The sequence below is a fragment of the Methylobacterium haplocladii genome (genome assembly GCF_007992175.1).
GTDB classification, from domain to species: domain Bacteria; phylum Pseudomonadota; class Alphaproteobacteria; order Rhizobiales; family Beijerinckiaceae; genus Methylobacterium; species Methylobacterium haplocladii.
This window is the reverse complement of record NZ_BJZT01000019.1, coordinates 1-17,460: the sequence shown is the minus strand read 5'-3', so window position 1 is coordinate 17,460 and position 17,460 is coordinate 1. Positions and strand designations below refer to the sequence as shown.

25 protein-coding genes and 2 pseudogenes are annotated in these 17,460 nt (G+C 66.7%); 14 read left to right on the top strand and 13 right to left on the bottom strand.

The features are described 5' to 3' along the window. The first annotated feature begins 191 nt into the window (after nucleotides 1-191). The 4 genes from MHA02_RS09855 to MHA02_RS09840 all read left to right on the top strand — a co-directional run bounded on the left by MHA02_RS09855 (nucleotide 192) and on the right by MHA02_RS09840 (nucleotide 2,259). Entirely contained in the window at nucleotides 192-377 is a 186-nt protein-coding gene (locus MHA02_RS09855; RefSeq protein WP_147078469.1) for a hypothetical protein, read from the top strand. Nucleotides 378-387: 10 nt separating this feature from the next. Beyond that, nucleotides 388-642, top strand: coding sequence for a hypothetical protein (locus MHA02_RS09850; protein WP_147078468.1), 255 nt, complete (start codon nucleotides 388-390; stop codon nucleotides 640-642). A gap of 53 nt (nucleotides 643-695) precedes the next feature. Beyond that, on the top strand, nucleotides 696-1,343 hold the full coding sequence (locus MHA02_RS09845; protein WP_147078467.1) for a BON domain-containing protein: 648 nt from the start codon (nucleotides 696-698) through the stop codon (nucleotides 1,341-1,343). Between the two features lie 103 nt (nucleotides 1,344-1,446). Next, complete coding sequence (locus tag MHA02_RS09840) at nucleotides 1,447-2,259, top strand: universal stress protein (RefSeq protein WP_147078466.1); 813 nt, start codon at nucleotides 1,447-1,449, stop codon at nucleotides 2,257-2,259. A 15-nt stretch (nucleotides 2,260-2,274) separates the two neighbouring features. On the opposite strand, the gene MHA02_RS09835 is transcribed toward MHA02_RS09840, so the two are convergent. Next, entirely contained in the window at nucleotides 2,275-2,946 is a 672-nt protein-coding gene (locus MHA02_RS09835) for a PAS domain-containing protein (protein WP_147078465.1), read from the bottom strand. Nucleotides 2,947-3,117: 171 nt separating this feature from the next. Between MHA02_RS09835 and MHA02_RS09830 the strand changes: the two genes are divergently transcribed. Continuing rightward, nucleotides 3,118-3,855: a Crp/Fnr family transcriptional regulator gene (locus MHA02_RS09830; RefSeq protein WP_147078504.1), complete on the top strand. Its 738-nt coding sequence runs from the start codon at nucleotides 3,118-3,120 to the stop codon at nucleotides 3,853-3,855. Between the two features lie 55 nt (nucleotides 3,856-3,910). On the opposite strand, the gene MHA02_RS09825 is transcribed toward MHA02_RS09830, so the two are convergent. The 3 genes from MHA02_RS09825 to MHA02_RS09815 all read right to left on the bottom strand — a co-directional run bounded on the left by MHA02_RS09825 (nucleotide 3,911) and on the right by MHA02_RS09815 (nucleotide 6,725). Beyond that, nucleotides 3,911-4,225 carry a c-type cytochrome gene (locus tag MHA02_RS09825; protein ID WP_147078464.1) on the bottom strand — a complete coding sequence of 105 codons (315 nt, stop codon included), beginning with the start codon at nucleotides 4,223-4,225 and terminating at the stop codon, nucleotides 3,911-3,913. Next, nucleotides 4,225-5,037 carry a universal stress protein gene (locus MHA02_RS09820; protein WP_147078463.1) on the bottom strand — a complete coding sequence of 271 codons (813 nt, stop codon included), beginning with the start codon at nucleotides 5,035-5,037 and terminating at the stop codon, nucleotides 4,225-4,227. Before MHA02_RS09820 ends, MHA02_RS09825 begins: the two co-directional genes overlap by 1 nt. A gap of 605 nt (nucleotides 5,038-5,642) precedes the next feature. After that, nucleotides 5,643-6,725, bottom strand: coding sequence for a PAS domain-containing protein (locus MHA02_RS09815; protein WP_238180480.1), 1,083 nt, complete (start codon nucleotides 6,723-6,725; stop codon nucleotides 5,643-5,645). A 209-nt stretch (nucleotides 6,726-6,934) separates the two neighbouring features. Between MHA02_RS09815 and MHA02_RS09810 the strand changes: the two genes are divergently transcribed. The 4 genes and pseudogenes from MHA02_RS09810 to MHA02_RS09800 all read left to right on the top strand — a co-directional run bounded on the left by MHA02_RS09810 (nucleotide 6,935) and on the right by MHA02_RS09800 (nucleotide 10,650). Beyond that, nucleotides 6,935-8,020 (top strand): HD-GYP domain-containing protein, encoded by a 1,086-nt coding sequence (locus MHA02_RS09810; protein ID WP_147078461.1) that lies wholly within the window; start codon nucleotides 6,935-6,937, stop codon nucleotides 8,018-8,020. Between the two features lie 230 nt (nucleotides 8,021-8,250). Beyond that, a pseudogene (locus MHA02_RS22895) lies at nucleotides 8,251-8,613 on the top strand (PAS domain-containing protein); the annotation flags it as partial. Nucleotides 8,614-8,622: 9 nt separating this feature from the next. After that, nucleotides 8,623-10,092 (top strand): methyl-accepting chemotaxis protein, encoded by a 1,470-nt coding sequence (locus tag MHA02_RS09805; protein ID WP_306424480.1) that lies wholly within the window; start codon nucleotides 8,623-8,625, stop codon nucleotides 10,090-10,092. A 42-nt stretch (nucleotides 10,093-10,134) separates the two neighbouring features. Continuing rightward, entirely contained in the window at nucleotides 10,135-10,650 is a 516-nt protein-coding gene (locus MHA02_RS09800) for a hypothetical protein (protein WP_147078460.1), read from the top strand. Nucleotides 10,651-10,901: 251 nt separating this feature from the next. Here MHA02_RS09800 and MHA02_RS09795 read toward each other — a convergent pair whose 3' ends face one another. The 7 genes from MHA02_RS09795 to MHA02_RS09765 form a co-directional block, all read right to left on the bottom strand. Then, on the bottom strand, nucleotides 10,902-11,360 hold the full coding sequence (locus MHA02_RS09795; protein WP_147078459.1) for a BON domain-containing protein: 459 nt from the start codon (nucleotides 11,358-11,360) through the stop codon (nucleotides 10,902-10,904). A gap of 27 nt (nucleotides 11,361-11,387) precedes the next feature. Beyond that, entirely contained in the window at nucleotides 11,388-11,600 is a 213-nt protein-coding gene (locus MHA02_RS09790; protein WP_147078458.1) for a hypothetical protein, read from the bottom strand. Nucleotides 11,601-11,701: 101 nt separating this feature from the next. Beyond that, complete coding sequence (locus tag MHA02_RS09785) at nucleotides 11,702-12,199, bottom strand: DUF2721 domain-containing protein (RefSeq protein ID WP_238180479.1); 498 nt, start codon at nucleotides 12,197-12,199, stop codon at nucleotides 11,702-11,704. Between the two features lie 23 nt (nucleotides 12,200-12,222). Beyond that, the gene (locus MHA02_RS09780) at nucleotides 12,223-12,504 is read right to left on the bottom strand and encodes a ribosome modulation factor (RefSeq protein ID WP_306424479.1); all 282 of its coding nucleotides are present in this window, start codon (nucleotides 12,502-12,504) and stop codon (nucleotides 12,223-12,225) included. 198 nt (nucleotides 12,505-12,702) lie between these two features. Beyond that, a complete protein-coding gene (locus tag MHA02_RS09775) occupies nucleotides 12,703-13,098 on the bottom strand; it encodes a hypothetical protein (RefSeq protein ID WP_147078457.1) in 396 nt (131 codons plus the stop codon). A gap of 78 nt (nucleotides 13,099-13,176) precedes the next feature. Then, the gene (locus MHA02_RS09770; RefSeq protein ID WP_147078456.1) at nucleotides 13,177-13,398 is read right to left on the bottom strand and encodes a hypothetical protein; all 222 of its coding nucleotides are present in this window, start codon (nucleotides 13,396-13,398) and stop codon (nucleotides 13,177-13,179) included. Between the two features lie 59 nt (nucleotides 13,399-13,457). Continuing rightward, nucleotides 13,458-13,826: an SPW repeat protein gene (locus tag MHA02_RS09765; RefSeq protein ID WP_147078455.1), complete on the bottom strand. Its 369-nt coding sequence runs from the start codon at nucleotides 13,824-13,826 to the stop codon at nucleotides 13,458-13,460. Between the two features lie 520 nt (nucleotides 13,827-14,346). Here MHA02_RS09765 and MHA02_RS09760 point away from each other — a divergent pair. Both MHA02_RS09760 and MHA02_RS09755 read left to right on the top strand, forming a co-directional pair. Further along, nucleotides 14,347-14,901, top strand: coding sequence for a cytochrome b (locus MHA02_RS09760; RefSeq protein WP_147078454.1), 555 nt, complete (start codon nucleotides 14,347-14,349; stop codon nucleotides 14,899-14,901). A gap of 20 nt (nucleotides 14,902-14,921) precedes the next feature. Then, nucleotides 14,922-15,602 (top strand): VIT1/CCC1 transporter family protein, encoded by a 681-nt coding sequence (locus MHA02_RS09755; protein WP_244612416.1) that lies wholly within the window; start codon nucleotides 14,922-14,924, stop codon nucleotides 15,600-15,602. Here MHA02_RS09755 and MHA02_RS09750 read toward each other — a convergent pair. Together MHA02_RS09750 and MHA02_RS09745 are read right to left on the bottom strand one after the other, a co-directional pair. Further along, entirely contained in the window at nucleotides 15,599-15,862 is a 264-nt protein-coding gene (locus MHA02_RS09750; RefSeq protein WP_147078452.1) for a hypothetical protein, read from the bottom strand. The genes MHA02_RS09755 and MHA02_RS09750 overlap by 4 nt on opposite strands. A 133-nt stretch (nucleotides 15,863-15,995) precedes the next feature. Beyond that, nucleotides 15,996-16,571, bottom strand: a pseudogene (locus MHA02_RS09745) (IS3 family transposase); the annotation flags it as partial. A gap of 33 nt (nucleotides 16,572-16,604) precedes the next feature. Between MHA02_RS09745 and MHA02_RS09740 the strand changes: the two are divergent. The 3 genes from MHA02_RS09740 to MHA02_RS09735 all read left to right on the top strand — a co-directional run. Further along, nucleotides 16,605-16,937, top strand: a complete 333-nt coding sequence (locus tag MHA02_RS09740; RefSeq protein ID WP_147078451.1) for a hypothetical protein — start codon at nucleotides 16,605-16,607, stop codon at nucleotides 16,935-16,937. A gap of 27 nt (nucleotides 16,938-16,964) precedes the next feature. Further along, entirely contained in the window at nucleotides 16,965-17,069 is a 105-nt protein-coding gene (locus MHA02_RS23045; RefSeq protein WP_497801081.1) for a hypothetical protein, read from the top strand. Between the two features lie 18 nt (nucleotides 17,070-17,087). Continuing rightward, a partial coding sequence (locus MHA02_RS09735) for a site-specific integrase (protein WP_244612415.1) occupies nucleotides 17,088-17,460 on the top strand: 373 nt, incomplete at its 3' end.

The window sequence follows — 17,460 nt, the reverse complement described above, 5'->3', positions numbered from 1 at the left end:
TTCACGGCAAGGCGCGCGCCCACAGGGCTGCATCCGCCAACCCATCCGAGGCCCGCCATCCGGGGGAGGCGCGCGCATCCGCGCGCCTAGCCTCCCGTCCGTCCGCTCCGATCCGACGCTTTTAAGATGAATTAAGGCGCCGTCCCGGATCGAACGCATGCTGCCTCGGTCCTAAACGACGGGAGCCGATGATGCCGACGGCGGATCAAAAGCTGACGGTGCTCCTGGCCGAGCACCAAGCCCTGATGGAGATGTGGCTGGAGGACGAGCTCGTCGATGCCGGCTACGTCGTCGACGGTCCCCACGGCACCTGCGAGGCGGCGCTCGATGCGCTCAGGTGGCGAGGCCCGACTACGCCGTGGTCAGTGTCGACTTGAGCCAGGGGCCGTGCTTCGCCTGGCCTGCGCGCTGCGTCGGGCCGACGTGCCGATCGCGCTGTTCTCCGGCGCACATCCGGTCCTGGCCGCCTTTCGCGACGTTCCCCTGCTCGACCGGCCCTGCCTCGCCGAGGAATTCGTGGCCGCGCTGCCGAGGGCGGTCATGGCGAGCCGGGGCCGGACCCGGCTCTGCCCGAACGCAGGGCTGACGGCGGGTCCGTCCGGCTTTGCACTGGATCAATGCCCCCCGGCCTGCGGTGCCTGAGGGTCGGTCCCTCGCCCGGGACGTCCGGGCCATCCAAACCTCGGGATCCGACCATGGGTGACAGGACCATCCGCGACAGCGCCATCGCCGAACTCGACTTCGAGCCGAGCATCGACGCGGCCGAAATCGCCGTGTCCGTCGACGACGGGATCGTGACGCTCGGTGGCCACGTTGCAAATTTCGTCCAACGGGAGGCCGCCAAGAGGGCCACGAAGAAGGTGCGCGGGGTCCGTGCCGTCGTCGAGCGGATCGAGGTCCGGTTCAGCCGCGACAAGCCTCCGCTGGACGAGGATCTCGCCAAGCGCGCCGTGCAGTTGCTCGACTGGAACGTCGTCGTGCCGAAGGGCGCGGTCCAGGTGAAGGTGCAGGGCGGCTGCCTCACGCTCACCGGCACGGTGGAATGGCAGTACCAGAAGGCGGAGGCCAAGGCCGCGCCGAACCGGCTGCCGGGCGTCGTCAGCATCGTCAACCTGATCGAGGTGACGCCGAAGGTCAGCGCCACCGACGTGCGCGGCGAGATCGAGGCGGCGCTCAAGCGCAACGCCCAGGTCGAGGCCGATGCGATCCACGTCGACGTCTCCGGCGGCAAGGTCACGCTGAAGGGCAAGGTCCACGCCTGGCACGAGCGTGGGATCGCCGAGCGCGCGGCCTGGTCGGCACCGGGCGTCCGCACCGTCGAGGACCGCATCGAGATGACGTGAGGGCCACGCAGCCCACCTCGGGCCCCGTCCACGTCTCCGGCAGGCCGGCCCGCGGCCCGGTCCTGCGCCTGCCGGGACCCCTTCGTACGATCAGGAGGCCTCGGTGACCTACGCGAACATCATGGTGGCGGTCGATCCCGGCGCGGATGCCAGGAGCCGCGTCCGACTGGCCGGGCATCTCACTGACGATTTCGGAAGCCGTCTCATCGGCGTCGCCGCCGAACGGCCGGACTACGCCGCGGTTCCGATAGGTCCGACACCGGGAGGGTCGTACGTCCTACCGAGGCTGCACGAGGCCTGCCTCGACGGACTGAAACGTGCGCATACCTTGTTCGACGAGGCCGCCGCGGGATTCCAACGCATCGAATGGCGCTCCGACCTCGACAGCCCGTCGCACTTCATGCTGCAGCACGCCGCCGGCGCCGATCTCATCGTCGTCGGACGCCCGGAGGACGACCCGGACACCTCCCCATTCTACGCCGATCCCGGCGACCTCGTCATGCAACTTGGCCGACCCCTTCTGATCGTCCCGCCCGATGTCGACCGACTTGACGCAGCCAGGATCGCCATCGGCTGGAAGAACACCCGCGCGGCCCGCCGCGCGATCTGGGACGCGATGCCGTTCCTCAAGCGCGCCTCGGCCGTCATCGTCTGCACGGTCGACGAGGGCGGGGAAGACCTTGGTGAGCAGGTCGTCCGATATCTCGCCACACGCGGCATCCATGCCTTCACGGCGCGCACGGACGCCCGGGGCGCGTCGCTCGGGGAAGCCCTCGTCGACGTCGCCTGCGAGAGTGCGGCCGACCTTCTCGTCACCGGTGCCTACGGTCATTCCCGGCTGCAGGAATGGGCTTTCGGTGGCGTCACGCGCGACCTTCTGGCGGGCGCGCCGATCTGTTGCCTCATGAGCCATTAAAGGTCCGGCCTGCCCTCAAGGCTGTGGCGGCCTGTGCCGTATGCCCGCCTCGCCGTCGCCGGTACGGGTGAAGGAGATGCCGCTCACCGCGAAGGCCGCGAGGGCCGCCTGCCATTTCGAAGGCCGGACGCTGTCGCGGCGGGCCTCGTCCTCGATCCTCGCGACCGTGGATACGGAGAGTCCGGCCTCGGCGGAGAGCCGCCCGATGCTCCATCCGAGCAGGGCCCGCGCCGCCCTGACCTGACCCGGGGTCACACGGCTTGGCGCGGCGTCCTCCGAGACCATGCCGGCCTGGAAGCGCTTGCTGCCGGTGATGGCGAGGCAGATCCCGACCCATTCCCGGATCGTGCCATCGCGGTCGAGGACAGGAGCCCCGCGCGCGTTGAACCAGCGATGGATGCCGTCGGCGCAGAGGATGCGGTAATCGGTGTCGTAGACGCCCTGGTGCAGCACCGCCGTGCGCCAGGCCTCGCGGGTCCGCTCTCGGTCGTCGGGGTGGATGGCGTCGAGCCAGCCATAACCCGCCATCTGCGCCGGTGTCTGTCCCGTCAGTCGGGTCCAGTCGGCGCCCACCCGGGTCGAGCCATCCGCGGTCGCGGTCCAGACGACGGTGGCGATGGCCCGCACCAACGCGCTGTAACGTTCATGCGCGAGCTGGCTCGGTTCCTCGATCTCAATGTCGTTCACACCCCTGCCTCGCCCCGTCGCCAGAATTATTCGGAGGTCATCCTATTGGATGAATTTCGTTCTTTTTGAAGATGAAATCGTCGATTTTTGCGACAAAATAACTTTTCTAGTACGATAGAAACGTTTTTTATGATCAAGAGGTTTGATCCAGAGGCGATGGTGGGGGCTCCTATGCTAAGCTTGAGCGAGTTTCCCCCGGCAGGGCCAAAAGCCTGTCGTCATCGCGGCGGCGGTCATTGCAACGAATGCAAGGTTCGGCTCGTCAGCGTTTGCGCCGCGCTGACGAGCGACGAACTCGATGACCTCGAAGCGTTGAGCCAACACGTCAGCCTCGGCCCCCGTGAGGCCCTGTTCTCGCAGGAAGGACGGGCCGACGCGGTCTACAACGTTACCGAGGGTGCGATCCGGCTGTCCCGCCTGCTGTCGGACGGACGACGCCACGTCATGGGCTTCGCGCTCCCGGGTGACTTCCTCGGGTTGTCCATGCCCGAGCGGCACAGCCTGACGGCGGAGGCGCTAATGCCGACCGAGGTGTGCCGGTTCGAGCGTCGCCCGTTTCGGGGCCTCGTCTCTGACAAGCCCAACCTCCTCGACCGCCTGTACGAGCGCGCCGGCTACGAGTTGATGCTCGCCGAAGAGCAGATGATCCTCCTGAGCCGTCGCACGGCCGAGGAGAAGGTCGCCTGCTTCCTCGTCGGCTTGAGACGGCGTTACGCCCGGATCGGACGGATCTCGGTCACGCTGGAGCTCCCGATGGGGCGGCAAGACATCGCCGACCATCTCGGCCTCACCATCGAGACGGTCAGCCGGATGCTGACGCATCTGGATCGGGCGAGATTGATCCTGATCGTACCCGGCGGGGTGCGCCTGCTCGATGCCGACCGACTGGAGCGTCTGGCCGGGATCTGAGGCTGCGCACGGACCCGTCGCGATGGCATCCGACCCTCCGCACCGGCACGCGCTCTCAGCGTTCCAGGGTCCGGAGGTAGACGATCAGGTTCTCGGCCTCGTCCGGGTCGAGCCGGAATTCCGGCATCGTCGGATGGCCGGTGGTGATGCCTTCGGCCAGCGCCTCAGAGAGGTCCCCGACCAGATAGCGCTCGTGCAACGTGCGGAAAGGCGGAGCCTCCCGCAAGGGACTGGCCCCGACCCTACCGACCGCATGACAGCGGGCGCAGTTGGTGAGCGCGATCGTCTCGCCCCGCCTCTCGTGCGCGTCGAAGGCTCGGACGGGCGACGGTTGGAACGCGAGGGCGACGATGACAATGGCGGCGCGCATCAATGGCTCATCAGACAGCAGATGGGCGTGGTCTGAAGGACCTCCCGCGTCACACCGCCGAAGAGCCACTCGTGAAGCCGGGAGTGGCCATAGCCCCCCATGACCACGAGGTCGGCGTCGTGCCGTTCGGCGAAGCGAAGGACCTCGTCCGCGTCCCCCGCGGCCGGCCTGGACAGCAGGTGCGTGGTGACATGGGCCCCATGGCGGGCGAGATGACCGCTGACGTCCTCTGCACCTTCGAGGCCGGCCTCGGCGCCCGAGGTGGCCACGAAGACCTGATCCGCTCGCTTGATAAGTGGAATTGCCGAGGTCACGGCCCGCCGGGCCTCCACGGTATCCTTCCAGGCCACGACGATCCGCGCCGCCCTGAGATGCTCGATGCCCGGCGGCACGACGAGGACGGGACGCCCGGCCTCCATCAGCACGGGGCCGGGCATGACAGCCATGTCACCGGGGTCGCCGTCGTCGAGACCGCGACGCCCGACGACGACGAGGTCGGCGGCGCGTGCCCGCTCGATCAGCAGCTTCAGCGGCCCAGCGGTCGCCGAATGCCAGTCCGTCGTCACGCCGGCGGCGTTTCGTTCGAAGACTTCTCGCACGCGCGCCAGCTCGTCGCAGAGCTTGTCCTTCTCTTTCTCGTAGACCGCCTCGGCCTCGCGGATGTCGTTGACTGCGATCGGGGCGGGGATCTGGCGGGCTGCGACGCCCGTCAGCGTGGCGTCGAACCGCTGCGCCAAGCCGGCGGCGAGCCGGACCCGGTCAACCGTCGCATGGCCGGGATCGAGGGATACGAGGATGTTCGCGTAACACATGGCCGCCTCCGCCAGCCGGCGAGCCCGGCCCGATGGCGGCACTCTCGCGGCGTGCGGCCGGGAGAGCTTTGATCCAGCGCAAAGACCGAAGATCGCCTTGCCGCCGAGATTGCCGGGGCGTCGGACATCGGCCTCCTGTCGATGTCGGACGCGCATGCCACCCGCCGAGAGCGCTGACCGCGAGACGTCGAATGCTGAAGAAGGCCAGGACGGATGCTTGGATCTCACGTCGAGCGCAACGCCGACGCGGGAAACGGCTCAGCGGGTGGATGCACCGAATGAACAAGCCTGACTTCGACCCAGTCATCAGGTGCCCTGAGGCCAAACCCGACCTGACCAACGTCATTCCCTTTGCGGTTCCGAACGCTCAGGCACGACGAAACCGCAAACCGTCAGACTGGATCCTATCGTTCGACGTGACGCGCTGACGGCAACGGTCGTCGTCGTCGCGTTGCAGGCATCAAGCGGCACAGGATAGTTCGCGGTGTCGCGACTGAGTTCGGCTGGCCGTGGTTGACGGCCAGTCCCCGGCTGCCTCGCTTCGGCAAGTCGAACCCTGATCCACCTAAGAGTTTCCGAGTTGGGATGTCCAAAGCCGACCCGCTTCAGGCTTCCCGTATCCCAGGTTTGGCGCCGGGCTCGAAGGTGAACTCTACACCGGCCTGTTCCAGCGCTTGACGGATCGCCAACACCGTCTCCGACCGAGGTCGCACGAGCGAGGTTCCGTCCTCCAGCCGCACGATCGTCGAAACGGACACGTGCGCGCGCCGGGCGAGCTCATCCTTCGACAGGCCGGTCATGCCCCGGGCGCCCCGTACCTGAGCCGGGGTCAGAACCTGTTCCTCGATATCCGCCGGCGATCTGTCACCGGCCGAGCGAGCACCGGCCGAGCCGAAGCGGTTTCGCCCGGGAACGCTCAGACAGACGCCAACCCATTCTCGGACCGCTCCGTCGCGGTTCAGGATCGGAACGCCGCGGGCATTGAACCAACGGTAGATTCCGTCGGCGCACAGAACCCGATAATCCGTGTTGTAGGGGGCGGCATGCGAGACCGCCGTCGACCAGGCAGCCGCAGTGCGTTCCCGGTCTTCGGGATGGATCGCGGCCAACCAGCCTTGCCCGCTCATCTCGGAATGGCTCTGGCCGGTGAGAGCCTGCCATTGCGGCATCTCCAATGGCTCACCATCGGGACCATTGATCCAGAATACCGCCGCCGTTGCACTCAGAAGCGCGTTGAAACGGTCGTGGCGCTGCTCCATCGAGCGAACGCTGTCATGGCGCGCGGTGACGTCGAAGACGACGCCCATCCCCTGGCTTGGCCTACCGTCGGGTCCGAGCATGACTTCGGCGCGATGCAGAAGCCAGCGCTGCGTCCGGTCCGGGCGAATGATCCGGAACTCGCGGGTTATGGGCTGCCCGCTGCGCAGTACGGCGATCTGGTCGCCATGAGCCGCGCGGTCGTCGGGGTGGATCATGTCGAGGCCTAACCCGAACGTCATTTCCTCCGTAGGATCGAGCCCGAGGATGCGGTAGAGCCCGACCGAAGCCTCCAGCCGGTCCTTGCTCAGGTCTGCGGACCAGAACCCCACGTCGCCCGTGTCCTCGACGAGTTTGAGGAAGTGCTTGGACGAGAAGGCGCGGGGCGAAACCGATCCGGCCTGCTGCCGCATTAACGAACGTGTCGGCATGGCTCCGTCCAAGTCGGCCGGTGATGATCGTACTTGATCGGTTTTATTTCATCCCGATGCCGTCGATGTTCGTACGAGAACGTATCCCCGTCAACTCAGGCCGAAAAAGCGATGCGAAGGCGCAACTTTAAGTATCTCGTCTAATCCACCGGCAAGCTCCGGTCGCTATGCTGACTTCGGATCGAAACGACGGCGGCACGAGATTGAACGTGAGCTCCATTCTCATCCTCACCGACACGCCATCGCGGGCTCGCAGGCTCGCTCGTAGTCTCAACAGCATGGGCGCTCCGATGGTCGTGGATCTCCTCGATCCCGAACATGCTTCGAACGTGGCGATCCCCCAGGCCGTGACGGCCATCGTCAGCGACGTCTCACTGTCGCATTCCGAGCAAGTCGCAGCCTTGAGGCAACAACTCGACCGGCTTGGACCGAGGCGACCACCTTTCGTTTGCCTGCTTCACAACGATACGCCGAGGTCCCGTGCGCAAGCGCATGCACTGGGGGCGGATCGGACAATCGACTCTTCGCAAGCCGCACGACTGCTCGCCGAAACTCTCGATCATCTTGGCGAGCTCCAGCGGGATGCCGAGACCATCGCTGCCACGACCGCCAGTGCGATGGCCGCCGACGATGCGCTCACGCGCATCTTCGATCTCGGCCGTTCCGGGCAGGCTCCCGGCCTGCATCAGGTCGTGAGCGGCGCGGACCTCGTGGTCGATGCATTGCAAAAGGCCGACATCCGGGGCTGGCTCGACGTCGTCTGGCACTTCGATGACGCGACGCACCAGCACTGCCTCCTGGTGGCCGGTCTCGCCGCCGGCTTCGCCCAACAACTCGGCCTATCGGAACCTGACTGCCGACAACTGACCCAGGCCGCGCTGCTCCATGACCTCGGCAAGTCGCGCATTCCTCTTGCCATCCTGAACAAGCCCTCACGCTTGGATGCGAATGAAATCGCCGTAATGCGCACGCATCCCGTCATTGGCCACGAGATGCTCCGAAACGGCGATTTCTCGGACACGATGCTCGCCGTGGTGCGCTCGCACCATGAGGCGCTGGACGGGTCCGGCTATCCGGACAATCTCCGGGCTGACAGAATTCCGGACATCGTAAGGCTGGTGACGGTCTGCGACGTCTTCGGCGCACTCATCGAGCGTCGCCCATACAGGCGGCCACTGGCCGGGAACGAGGCTTACGAGATCCTGCGCAGCATGGATGGCAAGATCGACATCGACCTCGTGCGCGCATTCCAGCCGCTGGCCGAGGCAGCGGGGACGGTCGCGGACGCGGCCTGACCGACATATCGGTCCATTCGCAGTCTTCACCTCATCGACTGGCGAATCTCTGGACGAATTTAGGTCACGTACTCCTCGTTTTGGCCGAATCCGGCGCGGAATACGACGAAGTAATTCATTTCCGGTCACGTTCTGCCGCTTTTTTGGGCCTCATCTGCACTTTCTGTCAGCTTTGCAGGAATAGGATCGTCAGGACTGGATTGACCCAGGCCGTCGCAAGGAGAGATCGAATGTTTTTCGGCCCGCGGAACGGATCTGCAAAGATTCAGGCGATCAACACGCACCAGGCAGTCGTCGAATTCGATCCGGACGGTACGATCCTCACGGCGACTGCTGGCTTTCTCGCCACGCTAGGCTACCGGATCGAGGACGTGATCGGGAAACGGCATGATCTGATCGTCGCGCCGTCCGAACGGGACGGTGCCGAGGGCCGCGGATTGTGGGACGCGCTTCGGCGTGGCGAGCGCCAGATGCTCGAAGCGCGCCGCGTCGCTCAGAACGGTCGCGAAGTCTGGTTGTGGGAAGACTACCTGCCGCTGAGGGACCGTTCGGGCAAGACACAGGGCGTCCTGGCGTTCGTGGCAGACGTCACCGAGCAGAAGCTGCGTAATGCCAGTTTCGAAGGTCAGCTGCGGGCACTCGACCGATCGCAGGGCATCATCGAATTCACCCTCGATGGAACGGTCGTCTCGGCCAACGAGAATTTTCTCGGCGTGGTCGGCTATCGGTTCGACGAGATCGTGGGTCAGCACCACCGGCTCTTCGTGGACAAGGCGGAGCAGGGACCGGACTACGACATGTTCTGGGCGGCCTTGCGTCGCGGCGAGTTCCAATCCGCCGAATACAAGCGGATCGGCAAGGGTGGGCGCGAAGTCTGGATTCAGGCGACCTACAACCCTATCGCCGACGCATCCGGCAAGCCCGTAAAGGTCGTCAAGTTCGCCACCGACATCACCGCGGCAAAGCTGCGAAGCGCGGATGCCGAGGGAAAGCTCAAGGCGCTCGATCGGTCGCAGGGCATCGTCGAGTTCAATCTCGATGGAACCGTCGTGACGGCCAACGCGAATTTCCTGAAGGTCGTCGGATACGGTCTGGATGAGGTGCGCGGCAAGCATCATTCGATCTTTGTCGATGCCGCCGAGCGCTCTTCGGCCGCGTATGGGAGCTTCTGGGAAGCCTTGCGCCGGGGTGAGTTCCAGTCGGCAGAGTATCGGCGGATCGCCAAGGACGGCAGCGATGTCTGGATCCAGGCGACCTACAATCCGGTCGCGGACGCCTCGGGACGCCTCGTGAAGGTCGTCAAGTTCGCGACCGACGTCAGTGCGGCAGTCAACGACCGACTGGACAGGGCCAGGCTCCAACGCGCCATCGACGGCGACCTCGACGGCATCGCGGGTTCGGTGACGGAAGCCACGCAGCAGGCGGTCAGCGCGGCCAGCGCTTCGGAAGAGGCTTCAAGCAACGCGCAGAGCGTGGCGGCGGGTGCCGAGGAACTCGCAGCATCGGTCGGCGAGATCAGTCAGCAGGTCGCGCGTGCCCTGCTCGTCGCGGGCCGCGCCGTAGAACAGGCCAACGCCACCTCCACCGTGGTGGCGGGGCTCGCGGCCGCAGCCCAGCGCATCGGCGAAGTCGTCGACATGATCGACAAGATTGCCGGCCAAACGAACCTCCTCGCACTGAACGCCACCATCGAGGCGGCACGCGCCGGCGAAGCCGGCAAGGGGTTCGCGGTGGTCGCGGCCGAGGTCAAGAACCTGGCATCCCAGACCGCCAAGGCGACCGAAAGCATCAGCGCGCAGATCGCGCAGACACAGGGCGCCGCCAACGAGGCAGCGGCGGCCATCTCGGGCATCGGTCAGACCATTGCGGAGGTCAACGAGATCTCGGCGTCCATCTCCGCCTCAATCGATCAGCAGGCGGCGGTCGCTCAGGAGATGTCGTCGAACATGCAAACCATGACGACCGCGGTGTCCGAGATCAGCCGAAGCATCGGCCTGATCGCATCCTCGACGCAGGCCGTGGACCGTTCGACGCGCCAGGTCCGCGAGGCATCCCGAAGCATGGCGGCCTGAGCCGGCGAGCTGCTCCGATTACTCCAACGAGCCTCGAGAGCTATGGACAGTCTTGCTTCAGTGCTGACGAACGGGTGCGGCGAAGACGCCGAAACCTGTGCAGCGGATCACGGCCCGAGCGCCGATGAGAGCCCGCGCCGCGAAACCGCGTCGCAGAGGCCAACCGCCGAAGACGCTGGCGGTCCCGAAATCCCGGCCTCCACGCTTCGACAGGCCGTGCCGCGGACGAGCGCGTCGGTCGGATCGGCGCCGGCAGACGTTATTCCGCTGCCGATACGTCTGGACGCGGATACGACGCATCGGCTGCTGCAGGACCTGCAACGGCGTATCGCGTCCGGCGAAGATCTCGGGGACCGGCGGGTTCACATTCATCAGATCGCAGTGGGCCTCCAACGGTCCGTCGCCGCACTCGCCGCGATGCTGACTTCTCTGGATCAAGCCGGCAGTGGCTCGGACGAGCTCTGGGCCGTCGGAGAAACGACGCTCGTTCTGGCCGAGCGCAATCTGAGGATGGCACGGACACTTCTGGGCCACCGGCTACCCGCATCCTGCCTGTAGGGCCGTCGTCCGCGCACGGGGCTCGACTGCCATTACCCTCAGATACGCGAAGGCGAAAAAATCACGGCAAGCCCTCAATGACACAGCTCATTGAACACCGTACGGCAACCAAGAGCGCATCATCCGAACCGACGATCCGAATGATACGCGGAGACAGAAACATCGCCATCGTCTCACCCAAAGCTGCGACATGTTCGAACATGCCCGATGTCCGTCTGACTATCTCGGGCAAACCGTCTGGCATTCTCGACTCAAGCCTGTGCTTCGTTATGAGCTGGACAAACCCCAACCAGATTTACGATATCAGCCACGCCCGCCAGCCGACGTAACGCTCGCTCGGCGGCGGCTTTCTGGTCGTAGCGCTCCACCCAGCCCGAGAGGGTGACGCAGCCCTTCTCGACCTTGATCTCGACCGAGCCCGGCGGAACCGTCACGTCCCATGCGATGGCGCGGACGCACCGGTCGGCCAGTTCCTCGTCGCCGATCCTGCAGTCGTCCGGATAGCGGACCTCGACGCCATCAACGACCGCGCGCACGCCCCTGACATGCATCGCGATCCGTTCCGCCGTGGCCTTCTCGGCGTAGCTGGCGACGTGGCCGGTCAGGGTCACGACCCCGTTCTCGACCGCCACGCCGATATGCGCGGCGGTGACGCGGGGGTCGTAGTCCAGCTCGTCGACGACGAAGCGGCGCAGGTACCGGTCTTCCATGACACGTCTCCTCGCGCGGGCCGTCGTTCAGAGCACAGTCCAGAGCAGGCCACTCACCAGCAGCGAAGCGACGACAGCGAGGGCCAGCGCCTGAAGGCTGCCGATGGCTTCGTGGCGATATCCGTCACCGATCAGGGACCTGACACCCTCGTCCATCGGGAGCGTACGCGCGGCGGTGCCCCTCGGCATCCGAACGGTGCGAACCGTCGTCACGTCAGTCGTCCGCATCGCCATGGTCATGACCGTCTCCCGTCATCATTACGGGAGCCATGGTGCCGACTTTCGGCCGGACCGCCTTGAGGTGGATCAACGACCGCTCCGCGGGTCGCCACCGGGTTTCGTCAGCGAGAGCCCCGCTCTGCTGCATGGTCCTGCTGGCGGTCGACCTCGACCCGGATGCCGCGGCCGGCCATGAGGATCTCGACGAGGAACGCGCCGATGGCGGCGACCGTGCAGACCAGGGCCATGCCGAAGCAGCCGAACAGGACGGAGGCGGTGGCGGCGTCGCGCAGGGCGCCCACGAACAACGTCAGAACCGCGATGCCCGTGGCGACCCCGCCGCCGGACGCGAGAACGACGGCGACGTCGAGGACGAAGGAGCGCCGGCGCAGATATGAGAGCTGTTGTGACAGGCGTCCGGCCTCGGCCGGGTCGGCGCCGCGCAACCCGGCGGCGGCCGCATCGACCTTGTCGGCGACCCGTCCGAGGCGGGTCGAGAAGACGTTGAGCAGGGTCGCCAGCGCGGTGAGCAGGAAGGCCGGCGCGAGCGCCACCTGGATGACGTGCGCGATGTCGTCGGGGGCGAAGCTGGAAGCGGTCATCTCCGGCAGATAGGCCATCTCGCCGGCCCCGGAATAGGTCGTCAGCGACCGTTTCCGCCCAGGCTCGGTGGGACGTCGCCGTCCAACGGCAGGCCATCGTAACCCTCGAACCAGGCCACCCGCTCGATCGAGCCGGCCGGGTACGGGTTGGCGTCCTTCGGCCAGCCGGCCGCCCTGGCATGCGCACCTTCGGAAACGGGATCCCGTCCTTGCTGCCGGTTCGTGTCCATGTCGTTGGGCTTTCTCGGGACTGCCTGAGACAACCGCGGCGGGCGCAGGGTTGTTTCGGTGCCCTTCGCGTCAGACGTCGAGAACGTCTTCAAGCGAGGGCTCGCAGCCTATGCCGAGGGCGACGGCCTGCTGAGGCGTGGCATGGGCGCCCATCGTCACGAGCGCGGTGGCGGTGCGATCCACTTAGTCGAGCCACGCGAGAGGAAGGTCCAGCCAGAAGGCTCGCCAGAGCTCCATCCAGACAGGCAGTGCGCCCTGCGAAGCGGGATAGGACATGATCGTGCCTGAACTCATGCGGCCATGCCTCGTGCATCGCCGACGCGGACGACCTTGAACGTGCGCAGGAGGTCCAAGTCGGCATCGCGGATCGAGACGTACTCGCCCTCGACGAAGCGGTGCGCGCCAAGCCGGAAGCCGGGCTCGTCGTCATCCGTGGTGCGGTCGTCGTAGTCGATCAGCCAGGTCGCACCGCCGGGGCCGCCGGCCCGGTGAACGAGCCGGCCGTACCGGTCAGGTTCGCCCGCCCAGAACCGGCGGACACGGCAGACGTCGCGGGTCCGGCCCCAGTCGTCCGCGTCGAGGCGGCCGTCGGGGTCTAGCGGCGCCGTCATCGCGTAGCCGCAGCCGGCATGGCCGTCCGGGTACTCGCGGCAGCGCGCCAGGGTCAGGGTGACGGAACGGAGCATGGGCACCTCCTCTCAGGATGACGGATTCCTTGCCACGACCGCCCGACGCCGCCCTTGATCCAGCGCAAGGTGGCGACCTCACTCGTGGCGGGGGCGATAGCTCACGAGTTCGGCGGCGAGGACCGGATCGATGGCAAGGCCGATCCGTGACAGGGCCAGCGCGCCACCGAAGTTCACGAGCCCGATCAGCAACAAGACCAGGACGATGGAAACGTCGTGGGCCTGCCTGCGGAACGCATGGATCAGCATGCAGCCGGCGGTGAAGAGCGTCGCCAGGACGAGGTCGAGCGGGTCGGGCATCGCTCTCTCCCGAAGCGTGAGCGGCCGCGCGATGGGTAGGCGGCGCGGTCGCCGACGGGTCAGACCGATCGGGCGCCGGGGGCTTCGTGCAGGCGCCAGAGTTCCGCCCCGGCCGAGATGATCAGGGCGAGGCCGAAGCCCGCATGTGTCCAGGCCGCCGCCTGGACCTCGCCGAAGCCGAGCACCCAAGGGGCGCAGGCGAGCCAGAGCCCGATCACGGCGACGAGATACTCCAGCCAGTCGTAGACTTGGCCGAGGGCCAGCATGGACAGGACGACCACCGCGCTTCCGCACGCCCAGGCGTTCCAAGTGGCTGTCCCGTTGTTGTCGAAGCCGAGCCACCACGGCGCGATGACCAAGGCCACCCCGAGCATCAGACTCCAGCCGGCGAGGAAGATGTCCTCCAGGTCGTGATCGAGGGTGCGCATCGTCGAACCTCCTCACCGCTTCAGCCGCAAGGCCGGGCGCTGCGGTGAGGAGGATGGGGCGATGGCGGCCCGGCCCGCCTTGAGATGGATCAAAGGGTGGGAGCTGGCCTGACAGCGGCGACGGAAGGTCCCACCGACGAAGGGCTGGACTCTTTCATTGGTTTAATTCTAATCAAGGAATGGTGCCGACGCACATATCGCGAGGGCTGCCGCCGACGCCCGTCCAGAAGGCCTTGCTGCACCGCCTGGCTCGGGAAGGCTCCATCGCCAAGGTCGGACCCTGGGGCCTGCCGACGATCTGGTCGCTGAGGCTTCGCGGCCTCGTCAGGCGTGAGCCGGCCGAGGGCGGCGCCCGACGCGAAGGAACGACCCCGGCTGCGACCGGGGTCCTCACGGCGGCGGGCACCCGGAGGTTGGCGAACGCACTGCAGGACGCCTCGGCCGGCAGGCCCGCCTGGCTCCGCGGAGGTCCCTAAGGCTCGCCAGCGGCGGGTGCTCAAGCATGACACGGAGGCTACGGATGCAACCGTCGAAGACCCCCTACGACCGCTGGACCATCGTGCTGCACTGGCTCACGGCCGGGCTGGTGCTGGCCCTTTGGCTGATCGGCACCTTCCTGGAAGACCTGGTTCCGAAGGGAGCGGTGCGCTCGGCCGTCTGGTCCGTCCATTTCGACCTGGGCTTCCTGTTCGCGGGCGTCATCGTCGCCCTGCTGGCCAGGCGACGGACCGGAGGACGCCGGCTTCCCGTCGCGGATCCCGGCCCGCTGCATCGCCTCGCGAAGGCCACGCATGCGATGCTCTACGTGCTGTTGTTCGCCATCGTGGGACTTGGCATCGCCAACGCCTTCGTGCGCGGCGTCGACCTGCTGGGGTCCCTCGGCCTGCCGCAGGTCGGCGACAGGGAATGGCGTAAGCCTTTGACCCACTGGCACGGGTTGGCCGCCAATGCCCTAATGGTCGTCGCCCTGTTTCATGCGACGGCGGCCCTGATCCATCACTACGTCTGGCACGATGCCGTGCTGGTGCGCATCCTGCCGGGACGGCGGACCGCCTCCGGTGGTGACGGACGATGACCGTGTCGGGCGCGGTCCACATGGAAAACCATCTCATCGACCGTGTGGGCTGGCTGCGCGCGGCGGTGCTGGGAGCAAACGACGGCCTCGTATCGACCGCCAGCCTGATCGTCGGCGTCGCGGCCTCCGCCGCCGGCACGAGCGAGGTCCTCGTGGCGGGCAGCGCCGGACTGGTCGCGGGGGCGATGTCGATGGCGGCGGGCGAGTACGTCTCGGTCAGCTCGCAATCGGATACCGAACGGGCCGACCTCGCCAAGGAACGTCGCGAGCTGGCGGACGACCCGGCGGCGGAGCGGGAGGAGCTCGCCCGCATCTATGTCGCGCGCGGGCTCGATTACCCGCTCGCCCTGCAGGTGGCCGACCAGCTGATGGCCAAGGACGCGATCGGCGCCCATGCCAGGGACGAGCTCGGCATCTCGGAACTCACGACGGCGAGACCGACCCAGGCGGCGCTCACGTCGGCGGCGACGTTCTCGGCGGGCGCGGCGCTCCCCCTGACGGTTGCCGCGCTTTCGCCGGCCAACCTCGTCGTCCCGGCCGTCGCGGCGGCCTCGCTCGTGTTCCTGGCTGTCCTGGGCGCACTCGGCGCGCGTGCGGGCGGCGCCGGCCTCGTGCGGGGTACCGCGCGCGTCGCCTCCTGGGGCGCCGCCGCCATGGCCGTCACCGCCGGCATCGGCAGCCTCGTCGGACATGCGGTCTAGGGTTTTGGACCGGGTCCAGCGACGCCAACCCGGTCCTCGGCCGAGTCGATCTCGGGGACCGGGCCTTCGACGGTCGCGTGGTTCTTGAACACGGACGTCCTCCCTGTGCCCGCCTCGCCGGCAATGCACCGAACTAGCGAGCGGACGTGCTCCCTGATCGCGGGCTTCCGGTCCGCGAGATGGGTGACGATGACGTTGCTGATGCCCGGCTCGGCATCGAGGGCGTCGGTCATGTCGCGTCTCAGGTCCTTGTCGGTCATGGCTGCCTCTCGTGCCCGGGGATCGGGACCGCGAAGCTTGGCCGGCGGGCGGACAGGCGCCTTGATCCAGCGCAAGCCCCGGTGGATCAGCCAGTGAACCGCTCCGGGTTTCCCGGAGGCCATCCGGTTTGGGTCAAGCGGCCAAGGCTTGTACGTCGGTCTGAGCAAAGTAGCGCGCTTCGGCCTCGGCGGGAGGTGGGTTGCCGATCGGTTCGAGCAAGCGGCGGGCGTTGAACCAATCGACCCATTCGAGGGTGGCGAACTCGACCGCTTCGAAGGACCGCCACGGTCCGCACCGATGGATCACGTCGGCCTTGAACAGACCGTTGATCGTCTCGGCCAGAGCGTTGTCGTAGCTGTCGCCGACGCTGCCGACTGAGGGCTCGACGCCCGCTTCCGCCAGCCGCTCCGTGTAGCGCAGGGCGAAGTACTGCGAACCCCTGTCGCTATGGTGCACGAGCCCGGCCCCCTGGAGGGGGCGGCGCTCGTGCAGGGCCTGCTCCAGAGCGTCGAGCACGAAGGCAGCGTGCGCCGTACGGGAGACCCGCCAGCCGACGATACGCCGGGCATAGGCATCGATCACGAACGCTACGTAGACGAAGCCGGTCCAGGTCGCGACGTAGGTGAAGTCACTGACCCACAAGGCGTTCGGGCGCGGCGCCTTGAACTGACGGTTCACCCGGTCGAGCGGGCAGGCAGCCACATCATCCCGGACGACGTGATCCAGGCGGTGGAGAGCCGCTTGGCCAAGCTCGAAGGGTTTGAGGAACCCGGAATGGTACCGACCAAGGTTGTGGTCATCGCCAGGGCCTACACGGTGCGCTCGGCGATTCCTCTCCCCAGGCACTGGTTCAAGGCCGATCCTTGGATCGAGTTACCGGATGGGTCGATCGAACTTGTCTTCCACTTCGGCTTGGAGGTCGAGTGCACCATCGCCGAGGAGGCAATCGACCGCCTCGCAGGAAGCAGTGAGTCAGAACAGCCTGGGTGGCGCGCCACCCAGGCTGTTCTCGGCCATGGCCGGACTGCTCTCGGAGAGAAAAGCTTGCGAGATTCCCGAACCGTGGTCCACTGATCGGTTCGGCAATCTCGGAGGGTATGCGTGGCAGGGGTCTATCGGCGCGGCGACGTCTGGTGGGTGCGGTTCCGGATGGGCGGCGTCCACGTCCGCCGATCAGCCAAGACGAACCGGAAGGCTGAGGCTTAGGCGTATCTACACCGGTTGATGGAGGAGCATGCCCAGGCCGCTCGGGGAGAGGCGTTGCCGCAGCACCTTCTGGCCGAGGCCCTGGATCACTTCCTTGAAGGATCGTCTTTGAAGAAGGGGGCGATCAAGGGCTACCGTTTCAACGCCAGGATCATCGTTCGACTCCTCGGACACCACTCGCTGCACGAGATCAACCGTCGCGTGCTTGCGAACTTTGTTGCAACGCGGAAGCGGACCGGTGTCGCCGACGTCACCATCCGGCGGGACCTTGCCGTCCTGAGTTCGGTGTTCACGATGGCGATTTGCTGGGGCTGGGCGGACACATCGCCGGTCACAGCCTTCAGCAAAAAGACGCTGAAGCTGGGTCGCCCAAGGACAAGGTTTTTGGCAC